The sequence below is a fragment of the Sporosarcina sp. FSL W8-0480 genome, from assembly GCF_037963765.1.
Taxonomy (GTDB): Bacteria; Bacillota; Bacilli; order Bacillales_A; family Planococcaceae; genus Sporosarcina.
This window is the reverse complement of record NZ_CP150166.1, coordinates 530,610-543,698: the sequence shown is the minus strand read 5'-3', so window position 1 is coordinate 543,698 and position 13,089 is coordinate 530,610. Positions and strand designations below refer to the sequence as shown.

General features: G+C 42.7%; 12 protein-coding genes. 6 read left to right on the top strand and 6 right to left on the bottom strand.

The features are described 5' to 3' along the window. Nucleotides 1–31: 31 nt before the first annotated feature. On the bottom strand, nucleotides 32–1,555 hold the full coding sequence (locus NSQ43_RS02750; RefSeq protein WP_339252799.1) for an acetyl-CoA hydrolase/transferase family protein: 1,524 nt from the start codon (nucleotides 1,553–1,555) through the stop codon (nucleotides 32–34). 165 nt (nucleotides 1,556–1,720) lie between these two features. Continuing rightward, nucleotides 1,721–2,359: a LytTR family DNA-binding domain-containing protein gene (locus NSQ43_RS02745; protein ID WP_339252798.1), complete on the bottom strand. Its 639-nt coding sequence runs from the start codon at nucleotides 2,357–2,359 to the stop codon at nucleotides 1,721–1,723. A gap of 140 nt (nucleotides 2,360–2,499) precedes the next feature. Here NSQ43_RS02745 and NSQ43_RS02740 point away from each other — a divergent pair, with 140 nt between their 5' ends. After that, nucleotides 2,500–3,129 (top strand): CBS domain-containing protein, encoded by a 630-nt coding sequence (locus NSQ43_RS02740; RefSeq protein WP_339252797.1) that lies wholly within the window; start codon nucleotides 2,500–2,502, stop codon nucleotides 3,127–3,129. A gap of 43 nt (nucleotides 3,130–3,172) precedes the next feature. On the opposite strand, the gene NSQ43_RS02735 is transcribed toward NSQ43_RS02740, so the two are convergent. Then, entirely contained in the window at nucleotides 3,173–4,438 is a 1,266-nt protein-coding gene (locus tag NSQ43_RS02735) for an MFS transporter (RefSeq protein ID WP_339252796.1), read from the bottom strand. A 242-nt stretch (nucleotides 4,439–4,680) separates the two neighbouring features. On the opposite strand from NSQ43_RS02735, the gene NSQ43_RS02730 reads away from it, so the two are divergent. Beyond that, nucleotides 4,681–6,750 carry an EAL domain-containing protein gene (locus NSQ43_RS02730; RefSeq protein ID WP_339252794.1) on the top strand — a complete coding sequence of 690 codons (2,070 nt, stop codon included), beginning with the start codon at nucleotides 4,681–4,683 and terminating at the stop codon, nucleotides 6,748–6,750. A gap of 46 nt (nucleotides 6,751–6,796) precedes the next feature. After that, a complete protein-coding gene (locus tag NSQ43_RS02725; protein ID WP_339252792.1) occupies nucleotides 6,797–8,734 on the top strand; it encodes a translation factor GTPase family protein in 1,938 nt (645 codons plus the stop codon). A 274-nt stretch (nucleotides 8,735–9,008) separates the two neighbouring features. On the opposite strand, the gene NSQ43_RS02720 is transcribed toward NSQ43_RS02725, so the two are convergent. Then, nucleotides 9,009–9,617, bottom strand: coding sequence for an SAM-dependent methyltransferase (locus tag NSQ43_RS02720; RefSeq protein ID WP_339252791.1), 609 nt, complete (start codon nucleotides 9,615–9,617; stop codon nucleotides 9,009–9,011). 209 nt (nucleotides 9,618–9,826) lie between these two features. Between NSQ43_RS02720 and NSQ43_RS02715 the strand changes: the two genes are divergently transcribed. Continuing rightward, entirely contained in the window at nucleotides 9,827–10,201 is a 375-nt protein-coding gene (locus NSQ43_RS02715; protein ID WP_339252790.1) for a VOC family protein, read from the top strand. Nucleotides 10,202–10,251: 50 nt separating this feature from the next. Then, nucleotides 10,252–10,458: a hypothetical protein gene (locus tag NSQ43_RS02710; RefSeq protein WP_339254758.1), complete on the top strand. Its 207-nt coding sequence runs from the start codon at nucleotides 10,252–10,254 to the stop codon at nucleotides 10,456–10,458. Between the two features lie 57 nt (nucleotides 10,459–10,515). Here the strand turns inward: NSQ43_RS02710 and NSQ43_RS02705 are convergent, their stop codons facing one another. After that, on the bottom strand, nucleotides 10,516–11,337 hold the full coding sequence (locus NSQ43_RS02705; protein ID WP_339252788.1) for a GNAT family N-acetyltransferase: 822 nt from the start codon (nucleotides 11,335–11,337) through the stop codon (nucleotides 10,516–10,518). Nucleotides 11,338–11,463: 126 nt separating this feature from the next. Here NSQ43_RS02705 and NSQ43_RS02700 point away from each other — a divergent pair, with 126 nt between their 5' ends. Next, entirely contained in the window at nucleotides 11,464–12,549 is a 1,086-nt protein-coding gene (locus tag NSQ43_RS02700) for a nuclease-related domain-containing protein (RefSeq protein WP_339252787.1), read from the top strand. Nucleotides 12,550–12,654: 105 nt separating this feature from the next. On the opposite strand, the gene NSQ43_RS02695 is transcribed toward NSQ43_RS02700, so the two are convergent. Further along, nucleotides 12,655–13,089 carry a hypothetical protein gene (locus NSQ43_RS02695; RefSeq protein ID WP_339252786.1) on the bottom strand — a complete coding sequence of 145 codons (435 nt, stop codon included), beginning with the start codon at nucleotides 13,087–13,089 and terminating at the stop codon, nucleotides 12,655–12,657.

Genomic DNA, 13,089 nt, shown 5'->3' with positions numbered 1-13,089 from the left:
TTTTTATAGTTTAGTTCGAATGGCGGTGTGATTAAACTAACTTTTCAGCGCGCTCATTGCGTGGGCGCATTGTTCCATGTTGCATCAAATTCGTATGCCAGGAGAACGCTTTTTCAAGTACATGCGGTGTGTGGCCGCCTCGCTCAAGCGCTTCAGAGTAGTACTCCCATAGTTGTGCCCGGTACATTGGGTGAGCACAGTTCCCAATGATCAATTCAACACGCTCTCTTGGAGCAAGTCCCCGTAAATCCGCGTATCCATGTTCCGTCACGATAACGTCGACGTCATGTTCTGTATGATCCACGTGAGAGACAAACGGTACGATACTGGAAATGTCCCCGTTTTTAGCAACCGACTTCGTCACGAAAATGGCAAGTCGTGCATTACGCGCGAAATCTCCAGAGCCGCCGATGCCGTTCATCATTTTCGTTCCAGTTACATGCGTTGAGTTGACGTTTCCGTAAATATCTAACTCAAGTGCTGTATTGATAGAAATCAATCCAAGTCGACGGATAATTTCCGGGTGGTTCGAAATCTCCTGTGGACGCATGATTAATTTATCTCGATAGTTATCCAAATTACTAAATACTTTATCCATCTTTTCTTTTGACAATGTAATTGAAGCGCATGAAGCCTTACGAACTTTACCTGCGTCAATCAAGTCAAAGACAGCATCCTGCAATACTTCCGAATACACTTCAAGGTTTTCGAATTCCGAGTCTAACAGGCCATGAAGTACAGCGTTAGCCTGCGATCCGATACCTGATTGAAGCGGTGCCAATGAATTCGTCAATCTGCCCGATTCCACTTCCGTGCGTAAGAACGATAGTAAATGTCCAGCCATGATTTCAGTTTCCTCATCTGGTTGAGTGATCGTCGATGGAGAATCCGCTTGATGCGTAAATACAATCCCCTTAATTTTCTCCACGTCTACCGGGATTCCAATCGTTCCAATTCGATCATCCACTTTCGTTAGCTCGATTGGATTCCGCTCGCCTTGTTTGCCAGTATCATACAAGTCATGGATGCCTTCCCATTCCACTGAATGCGCTGTGTTGATCTCAATAATGACTGATTTTGCATGCTTTACAAACGATAACGAGTTACCAACAGAAGTCGAAGGAATGATCATTCCATCTTCCGTCACTGAAACCGCTTCCACAATTGCGAAATCGATCGGTTCAATTACACCTGCGCGAATCCATTCTGCCGTGTGGGATAGATGGTGGTCTACGAAAAGAAGTTCCCCGTTATTGATGCCGTTTCGCATTGCTCTTTCCGCTTGGAATGGCAAACGCTTATTGACAATCCCTGCTTCCGTAAACAATCTATCAATATCTGATCCAAGTGAAGCACCTGTAAATACGTTCACTTTGAACTTTTCTGTTTCAGCGCGTTTCACCAAAGCCATTGGAACCGCTTTCGCGTCGCCCGCACGTGTAAATCCACTTAACCCCAAAGTCATTCCGTCCTTAACCCAAGAAGCTGCGTCTTCTGCAGAAACGATTTTCTCTTTCAATCCTTCATGTCTGATGCGATCCATGTGGTTACCCATTCCCAACCGCTCCTTTTCGTATCTTTGGAATAATCTTAACGTATCCAAAGCGACGAAAGGGAATTTGCGGATGAAAAACGATTTTAACGGATAAACAGCCCTACAATTTGTCTAAAGCAGCATATTTTTGACTAATCAACTATTCAGTGCGTTTCAAGACCAAAATTAAAAACCTAATAGTTTTCTAAAATAACTTGAGTACGACTGACTGACAGGAATTTGTGCCCCATCACTCATAGATAACAAGAAAGTTGAGTGAGTATCCGGATAGATTTCCTTTATATGTGTCACATTCACGATGAACGAACGATGGCAACGGACAAACAGATCATGCGGCAAGACATACTCGAAGTTTTGCAATGAATTCTTGTGGGTACCTGTTATATGATCGGCAACAACAACGGTCTTACGATTCTTCACTTCAATATAATTTACTTCCGAAAACGGAACCGGAACCCATCCGTCCTGTGTTTTCAAAGTGACAACCGACTTCCCTTCCGTGTAAGCCGGGTAAATAGCAATCACACAGCCATCAATGACACCATCATTATGAAAAGGCACCGCCATTCCATGGTAAGGGACTCCGAAAACGTCTCGGTTAATGAACTCCGAAGTCTTCTGACCTTCTGTCAACGCCTTGTACGCGAGTGTCCCCTCTCGTACTGGATCGCCCGGCCTGATCTTCAAATCGATCCGTTTGCTTGGACGATAATAAACATATTCTTTCGTATTCGATACAACGATGGATATCTCATCAGCAAATAATTCCCCGATAACATTTAAAAGGGAGTCCAAGTTTAACATGCCATTTTGCTCCTTCCTTTGAAAAGCTTGTACTATAAGTATAAGTTTTCATGTACAACATTCAACTTTTGAATTATAATGGTAGACAATAAGAAACAAAAAATTATGATAAAAAAGAAAAATTAAGGGGGATATACAGCATGCATATTAGAGATTTAATCGTAGAAAGATTGGGAGTCGCAACGGTGAAAGTTGATCAAACCGTTTCTGAAACATATAAGAAAATTATTGAGACAGGATATCGCTGTATCCCTGTTGTAGATAATGACGATACGTATAAAGGAATGATCTATAAGGTCGATCTGCTCTCCTATTTATATGAAGATAAAGGCGATGAACAAGGGCCCATCGAGCATTTATTAAGGCATCAGGACGTGTATGTATATGAAGATGCTTCATTTTTAAGCGCTTTACTTAAAATAAAGGCATTACCATTCATCAGCGTCGTAAGAAACGGAAAGCTCATTGGTATTGTAACGCATAATAAAATCGAAAGTGTGTTTGAAGATGCGTTCGGCTTAAAAACGGGCGGACTTAATATTACACTTGCCTCAACAGAAGCTCGCGGCATGATCCGGAAATTGACAACGGTGTTAAGGGATGAAAACATCGAAGGTCTTATGACGCTCGACAATGGTTCTGCCCTTGCCCGAAGAGTTGTCCTCACATTAGAAAACGGAAAGTCCGAGGAAGAAGCAACCAAAATACGTGAAAAATTAGAGAAAAACGGCTTTAGAATCTTACAGATGCAGCAAATTAAGCCGAGATAACAAGAAAACAGGCGAAGAATTTCGCCTGTTTTTTTATATTACCTTATACAACAGCTTCACTTGCCGGCTTCGGAACCATCCGCAATAGAATTCCACCGATGATGAAGAGGATCACTAAGCTAAATACTCCGTATGCGGAACTCCCTGTCATTTGAGCCGTTACCGCCAACAACATTGGACCCATAACGGACGCAAACTTACCAAAGATGTTATAGAATCCGAAGAACTCATTAGATTTCTCCTTCGGTACAAGCTGAGCAAAATACGAACGGCTCAATGCTTGAATACCGCCTTGAGAGGTCGCAACAAGCATTGCAAGTATCCAGAAATCGATCACTGATGATAAGAAGAACGCGTAAATACAAACGATGATATAAACAAAAATCCCTACATATAACATCGCCTTCACTGAAAACCTCTTCGCAAGCCTACCGTATATAAGTGCAAATGGTGCTGCAACGACTTGGGTCACGAATAGGACAATCAAAAGATCGGTCGACCCAATTCCCAAGTCCGTTCCATATGCCGTCGACATGGAAATGATCGTGCCTACCCCATCGATATAAAAGAAATAGGCTAATAAAAAGATGAAAACGGTTCTGTACTTCTTAATTTCCTTGAACGTTTCACCAAGCCTTCTAAAACTGCTTGCAAGAATCTGAGGTTCCCGTTCAATCCCATGGAGTTGTACAACATTTTTCAACATCGGAATCGTAAAGGAGAACCACCAAATTCCTGTGATGACGAACGCAAGTTTAGTTGCCGCTGCCATCGAAAGTGGAATCACCCCATTATCAGCCAAAAGAATGATTGCAATGCTGATGATGAAAGGGATTGTACTTCCGATATACCCCAACCCGAATCCACGGGCGGATACCTCATCCATCTTCTCTTCAGTGGTCACATCGACTAAAAATGCATCGTAGAATATATTTGCCCCGTGGAATCCGATAGCCGTTATCGTATAAATGATCAAAAGCGGCAGCCATGTACCGTCAGGCACGAATGCCAAAGAAACTGTCGAAATTGAACCAATCAAGAAGAACGTAAGGAAAAACTTCTTCTTTAAACCCCAGTAATCTGCAATCGTTCCTAAAATCGGCCCAATCATCGCTAAGATGAAAGTCGCAATCGCAACCGTATACCCCAAATACGCTGTCGAATGCGCCGACTCAACACCAGCACTCGTCGCCACTGACTTGTAATAAATCGGAAAAACTGCCGTTGTAATAATAATTGAATAGGCTGAGTTCGCCCAGTCGTAAAACATCCAACTCTTTTCCGTTTTATTAAACTTCTTATTCCCCATTTACCCACCCCTTTTCAAGAACGTTTATTATATTCTATAAATACAGTGTACAATTAATAGCTACGAAACAATAGACTTTGACTATTAATTTTCTGCTACTCAATTGTACGGGGGTATTTGATAATGGTATAATTGATAATAATTAGTAATTTCTTTGATATTTGAGACTTTTGGTCTATCAACTACTACAAAATCCATCTCCGCGAATCTTGCGCTGTTTTGTATAAGAAAGGGATTATCAAATGCAACTATCGGATATTGATTCTCCGTCCATAAATGAGATATACAACAAGACGCTGAAAACCCTTCACAATATTGAAAATGCCCTTGATTACTCTTCCGTTGTAGCGATTACAGATACAAAGGGCGTCATTACTTATGTAAATGAAAAGTTTTGTGCATTATCCCAATACACAAGTGACGAGCTGATCGGGAAAACCCATCGTCTCATTAATTCCAAATATCATCCAAAGAGCTTTTTCAAAGATATGTGGAATGTGATTCAAAAGGGTGAGGTTTGGCAGGGCGATATTTGCAATAGGGCCAAGGACGGCACCCTATATTGGGTAAGCACAACAATTGTTCCTTTCTTAGATGCCAACGGAAAGCCTGAACAATATATTGCAATCCGCCATGATATAACGGCTCGGAAGAAGGCTGAAGAATCACTTGAGATTGCATTGCAGAACGACTTTCGAACAACAGTGAAAAACTTGCAGAATGCTATTTTTAAATATACGACAGCAGAAGACGGTTCAATCGTCTTTACACTTTTTGAAGGACAAATTAAAGAGCGGGTCGGGATTTCGGTTGAACTGTTGAATAACAATGAGGTTGACCATTCATTTACCGATGAAGAGTTAGAAAGGTTTGAACACTATCTACAAGAAGGTATGGCCGGGAAAACCGTCCAATTCGAGTTAACCTATGACAACCTTTCATTCCTTGTATACTTATCTCCGATTTTGAAAGACGGGAAAATTGTTGAAGTAGTCGGAACTGCGAGTGATATTACAAAACGAGTTAAGGCAGAAAAAGCCATAGAGCATATGGCGTATTATGATTATTTGACGGGATTGCCGAACAGAAGAAATCTACAGGAGAGAGTGAAACAGAAAATTAGTCAGAAGGATCAACAATTCGCCCTTCTGTTCTTGGATTTGGATCGCTTTAAAAGTGTAAACGATACATTAGGACACCATATTGGCGATAAATTGCTCGTTGCCGTTTCAGAAAGGCTACGAGACTTTGTTTCGGAAAATGAAACAGTAGCTCGGCAAAGTGGGGATGAATTTATTCTCCTAATAAACTTTACGGACAAAGCCGAACTGACTGAAAACATCGCCAATATTGTAGATGGAATTTCCCAACCATACCTTCTTGCCGATCAAGAAGTCTTTGTTGACCCAAGCATTGGGGTAGCTTTGTATCCGAAGGACGGCAAGGATTACAATACATTAATGCGCAATGCAGACTCCGCAATGTATGTAGCAAAAGAGGCTGGTAAAGGGACATTCCGCTTTTTCACTGAGGAACTTTATGAGAAACTGATGGAAAAGACCTTTTTTGATCGTGAGCTCCGCCAAGCTTTGGATAGAAATCAGTTCGAACTTCATTACCAACCGCAATATGATTTGAAAACAGGTAAGATTAAAGGTTTTGAAGCTTTGGCAAGATGGAATCATCCTGATCGAGGATATATACCACCTAACAGATTTATCCCTGCTGCTGAAGACAACGGATACATTCTTCAACTTGGAAAATGGGTGTTGAAAACCGCCTGTACGCAGGCAATGGCTTGGCAAAACAATGGTTTTCCAGCCCTACGTATTAGCGTCAATGTCTCAATGAGGCAATTCAGCCACCCGACATTTGTTGAAGATGTTAAACGGATATTAGCCCAAACCGGCTTGCATCCATCTTATTTGAATTTGGAAATCACGGAAAGTGTGATGTCTGATGTGCAGCAATGCCAATGCATCTTGCAGCAACTACAAGATCTTGGTGTATCTGTCAGTGTCGATGACTTCGGGACGGGTTACTCCTCCCTTCTCTATTTAAGTAAATTTCCGATCAGCCATTTAAAGATCGACCGGGCATTTATAAGAGAACTTAGCAAAAACAACTCACTAATCGTAAAAGCGATCATCGATCTGGCAAAGAATTTACAGTTAAATGTCATCGCTGAAGGAGTGGAGACGAGTGAGCAGGAAGAATTCCTTGAACAATTGTCCTGCAATGAAGTACAAGGCTTCCTTTATTCCAAACCCCTTCCTCCTAATGAGATTAAACAACTATTAAAAAACTTTTAGCCGCACTCCTATAAGGGGTGCGATTTTTTCAAAATCGAGGTGTACTATGTACAAAACAATCGGGATTGTTGCCCACGTCGATGCGGGGAAAACCACTTTTTCCGAGCAACTGCTTTTCCATACGAATAGCATTCGCCAAAGAGGGCGTGTCGATCATCGAGACGCCTTCATGGATAGTCATGATATCGAGAAGAATCGCGGGATTACCGTCTTTGCGGATCAGGCTACGTTCACTTTCAATGACACACACTATACGATTATCGATACGCCGGGACACGTAGACTTTTCACCCGAAATGGAAAGGGCCATCCAAGTGATGGATTTCGCCATTATCATCATCAGTGCAGCGGATGGTGTTGAGGGCCACACGGAAACGGTTTGGCATTTATTGAAGAAACACGGAGTCCCAACCTTCTTCTTTTTGAATAAAACGGACCGGGAAGGCGTCGCCTTAGGGACAGTTCTTGATGAGATACGGGGAAGCCTTACCGACAACATCTTTGATATGGCAGAGTTAGGTGAAGGCGGTTTGTCGGAGGAACTAATTGAATTCATCGCAGAGCGTGATGAGATATTGCTTGATCGGTATATGGATAGTGGATACGATGAAGCGGTTTGGCTGGATGCGTTGAAACGGATGATCGGCAGGCGTGAGGTTTTTGCATATGGACATGGCTCTGCATTAAAAGATATTGGAGTCCTTGAATTTCTTAGGGGTTTCGACCAACTCACCGTTACCGATTATTCAGATTCAGGCGCTTTCGCGGCACGTGTCTATAAGGTCCGGCATGACAAAAACGGACAGCGTGTGACATTTTTGAAGATGATTGATGGAGCTATACAAGTTCGGGATGAGATTTCCTATGGTGGAAAGACGGAGAAAATTACACAGATCAGACAGTATAATGGGAATAAGTTCAAGGCGATTGACACGGCTCGTGCCGGTGAAATCATTGCGGTGACCGGATTAACGGAAGTTTGTGCCGGGGATCCGATTGGTGCTCTGACTGACGGGGTGGAATTTGACCTCATACCTACGTTAACGTCAAAAGTCATTTTCGATTCAACCACCCATGTAAAGGATGTACTCCGTTGCTTCAAAATGTTGGATGCGGAAGACCCTTCATTGCATGTTATTTGGAATGAACAAGTCCAAGAAATCCATGTCCATGTGATGGGCGTCATCCAACTTGAAGTGTTGAAGCAAATTGTCAATGAACGCTTTCAATTCGACGTGTCTTTCGGCGATCCTAAAATCCTTTATAAAGAAACAATTCGAGGCCCTGTAAACGGCTACGGCCATTTCGAACCGCTGAAACATTACGCAGAAGTTCATTTGAAAATTGAACCGGCGGAGCGGGACAGCGGGATTTCCTTTGACAATGTATGCCACGCCAACGATTTATCCATCGGCAATCAAAACCTTGTGCGAACCCATATTTTCGAACGACCACATCATGGTTTATTGACAGGCTCCGCATTGACCGACGTAAAAATCACATTGCTGACGGGTAGGGGTCATAACGAGCATACATCTGGCGGCGATTTCAGGGAAGCTACTTTCCGTGCGTTGCGGCAAGGGTTGGAGAAAGCCGACAATGTCTTGTTGGAGCCTTATTATGATTTTAAGATCAAAGTCGAGATGGATCATATCGGGCGCGTACTTTCCGATATCCAGCAAGCATCCGGAACTTTTAGCGCACCCGAAACAATCGGAGGTAAAACAGTCGTGATCGGCCGCGTTCCTGTAGCGACTTTCATGAGTTACAGCACCGTTTTCGCTTCCTATACGAACGGAAAAGGTGCGCTCACATTGCAGTTCGGCGGTTATGATGAATGCCATAATGCGGCGGAAGTGATTGAAGCAATCGGCTACAATAAGGACGCCGACCCAGAATACACATCAACGTCAATTTTCTGCGCAAAAGGCAAAGGCTATCCAGTTCCATGGGACGAAGCCGAGGCTGCGATGCATTTATTATGATTGATTGGTTAAGTGCATTCGGCGCGAACCGCCGTATTCGCGGGCAATATCTATTGCCCGCGGACGGGTCGAGTCGCGCCGAATGCCTTTGGCCAATAAAAAACTAATTTATCCGGGTTTCCTTGTAGTTCAAAGGTCACAAAATAACCATATATCCCGGGAAATGATCGATATATCTGGGGAAATAACCGATAACTTCCGGGAAATGATTGATAAGTCCAGGGAAATAACCGATATATCGCTCCAATTGATCGATAAGCGGAACAGAGCCCGCTCACCCGCCCATTCGATAAATCAAAAACCGTTCATTTTCATTTTTCTCATACAACCGGTCGACCCTGACTTCCTTCCAAAGCTCAAACGGCGTATGGTTGTTCATGAATTGCACATATTCAGCTGTTGGATAATAAAGGACGATATCAACCAAACGTGTATCCGACTCCGCGGACCAAAGAATATTCCAGACAACCTTCATGAATACCTGAATGGAGAACGGATTAAAGAAGTAGAACCTATTTTCCGATGCCTCAATCTCATATTCCTCCGCCAAACAACGTTCGAAACGGATTGCACCGCCGGCATGCTTCGCTTTCCGCCTATAACTTACCAAGTTTACAATCGCATCCTGATAAAGCTGCCCATTCATCTCGATGCCCGTCACGGATGCCCCGAAATGATGATGGACATAAAACGAAACACGTGCCTTGCCACAGCCGAAATCGACAAACCCATCCTCCGGAGTCAACTTGTACTCCCCGAAAAGCACATCAAGTGCCTCATAAGGCGTCGCTTCATAGCGGTTATAATGAGGCGACTGGCTTAACAATTCAAGCGTTCCAGCTGTTTTTATTTGAAGAAGTTTGTCATACTCCTTTTCATTCATACGAAAACCACCTTCCCTATCGCCTCATTGTACTTGGCTTCGTGGATAATTGCCAAAACGCGGTTCCATGAAATTATCATGGAAACCGCGTTCGTCATTTCATGACTTAATACCTATCCATATACATTGCCTAACCTAATTAAAATCTGTGTTTGATTACTCCGAAAATGGTATGATTAAGGAAATTTATTCAAAAGGGAGAGTTTCAGATGGGGGAAATCAAGCAAATCGGACAAATTGGGGTACCGGCAAAAGATATCGAACGGGCAACGGCATTTTACAAAGACAAATTAGGCTTGCAACTATTATTCAACAATGACGTAATGGCGTTTTTCGATTGCGGCGGTGTGCGTTTATTCGTAAGCCTACCCGAAAAAGAAGAATTCGCACACCCAAGCTCTGTCCTTTATTTTCACGTGGAGGACATCCAACAGGCTTATGAAAACTACAAGGCCAAAGGAATTGTTTTCATCGACAAACCACATATGGTCGCGAAGATGGGGCAAACGGAAACTTGGATGGTGTTCTTTAAAGATACCGAGGATAATATGCATGGGTTGATGAGTGAGTTTGTTGCTGAATAACTTAAAATGGGGAGGTTTTTAACGTGAGTAGATGTACAATCGACCACTCAATGGAAGACGTTTTAGCGAAATTGAAAGAGCAACAAGTTTTTCTTCCAGCGGGAATATATGAAAGTGGCGTCCGTTTCCTAAATGAGAGACGTGACCAAGAGATACTGAATGATTTTTTCCATTTGCTGAAGAAATATGACTTGGCGGATGAAGAAGAACGCGGGCGTAGAGATAGTGAGATGCGGAAACTGTTTGACCAGGCATAACTATAATGACGCCTTTTTCGGCAACAAAAAAGTTCGGCAAACGCCGAACTTTTTTCTTTATTCATCCCAAAGATAATAATCCTGTCCTTGGACTGTTTGGAATCCAATTGACTCATATAGACGAAGCGCATTGCGGTTTTTCGCTTCCACTTCAAGTCTGATCGGGTTGCCGGAAGGCTGTTCCATATGGACGACTGCTTGCAATGCTTGGCGGCCATATCCATTGCCTTGGAAGTCGGGGTGAACGACAAATCCATAAATATAGGACTCGCCATCATTCCGGCTCACTCTGATCTTGCCAACGCTTTTGCCATCCGCTTCAATGATGAAATGTGTGTCATTTGGATAATTTTTCACTTCTTGTTGATGAATTTCAGCGTCTTCCTGCGACATGCCGAAGCCTAATACATCCAATTCGATTTCAAACGGGACATCATCCTCAGTGGATTGCCTTAATTGGATACCACTGCTTTCTTCCAAAGACCGCCATTTCCACACCATTTGGTATTCAGAAAGGTCATAGGTGCATGGCAGATTCTTGAGCCAACCTTTTGCCGATTCGGAAGTGGAAGGTGCATTCAATAAGACTTTTTTATACCCCTTTTCTTTGATGACCGGCAGCGCTTGTTTCCATAAATTTGTAAAGTGGTTTTGATTTCGATGGGCAGGCTTCACCATCCCGCAAACTTCCACGGTTGAGCCAAATCCGTAAAGGGCCAAATACGCAACAAGCTCGCCATCCACGTAATGAAAGAAATCCATCGAATGATTTTCACGTTGACGAAGCATATCCCAGTTTAATTTCAATAAAATCCCGTCATGTGTTTCGCATTCTTTTTGCAAGTTTGCGATTTTCTGTAGCTGTTCAGTCGTTAACATCTTATTCCTCCTCATGTTCCATAGGCTAATTATAAAGGGAGATGGATTATTTGCCTATGTAAATCGAGGAAGTTATCTAATTAGTATGATAGAATGACATTATAGTTTAAAGGAGGCGATGTTTAATTGATCGTAAAGGAAAAGACAAGTTCTTTAAAAGCAACCGGATTGGAGGCACTTCTGCGACGGCTGCCGAAGAGTCACCCTCGCTATGCAGATATCGAGAATGAACTAAGGATAACCCGCGCCGGTGATAACGGCGAAAGAATACTGGCGGATGTTTTCCAGAAATACCAGTTCCCTTTCGAACATTACATCCTTCACGATTTGAATCTCCAATCTACCGGTAAATTCCAGATTGATACACTTTTCCTCTGTCAGCAAGGAGCAGTCATCCTCGAAATGAAAAACATTGCCGGCCAGATCAATTTCCGTGAAGAGTATAATCAACTGACGCGTACCCTTGAAAATGGACAAGTCGACGCCTTTGAATGTCCATCCGTCCAACTTGAGCGAAATAAAATGCTCCTTGAAGATTGGTTTCATGCACATCAGCTTTCCATTCCCATACATCATGCAGCGGTTTTCCCCAGACCGCAACAACAATTCGTGAACCACCGTAAAGATTTGCAGCTCCTTTTCCCCTTTACAATCCCTATTTTTCTTCGTAGACTTCACTCATTTCACAGCAATCCCAATTCGCTTCCTCTCGAGGAAATCGCGAATATGCTTCATAGCGCCCATCGCGAGTATGATCCCTTTCCATTGATATCGAAATATGGTATTCAGCAGGCTGAACTTATTACGGGAGTTTATTGTGTGCATTGTGGCATTCATGGAATGACTTCGATTTACAACGGATGGGGCTGTCAACAATGCGGTCATGTTGACGAGAAAGCCCATGTTCAAGCGATAGTGGATTACTTTATGTTGATTGGTTATCGCTTTACAAATAAAGAATGTCGGCAGTTTTTACGATTAGATTGTCGGCAAAAAGCAAAACGATTATTAATGCAGATGGAAATTCCCAGTGAAGGAGAAAATAAGGGAAGAGTCTATATTGCGGACATAAAAACCATTAGGAAACTTCACGAATCAATTAGGTCAAAGGTCACAAAACGACCATATATTGCGGGAAATAACCGATATAATCAGGGAAATAATCAATATCCTCTTCCAATTGATCGATATAACTCGGGAAATGATCGATAACTTTCGGGAAATGACCAATAAGTTTTAAACGGACTTCCTTTAGCCGGCAAAACACTAATTTCCCGACAAAAAACCGCTCCAGTCACCTCCGACTGAAGCGGTTTTTCATTTAAACAGCTCTTTATAAGCCAAAGCTTTCAACGCAAGCATTTCTTCCTCCGTCAGCTTGCTTTGAATCTTAGTCAACAGCTCCTCTTGCTCGGTTGCTGTCATGCCTTGACGCACTTTAACTTGAATATCGTTGATTTCGGCAAGATCAAACTTCTTCAGCAATACGCGGGTTGCTTCTTCTTTCGTTTTGAACGGCAGCTTAGAGCTATCCGCGTTTTTCCCTTCTTCAATGAACGTACGCAACTCCGGATTATTTTGGATTTCCTTTTTCAAATCGTCCAACTGACCGGTAGACTCAAGTTCCGCAGCAACTTGGCCCATCACTTCATCCGCAATGAATTTCGTGCCAAAATGATAGACGCCAAATACAATAAGGGCGAGTACCGCCACTGTCCCAATCAAGAATTTAAATGCTTTCAACTGATTCAC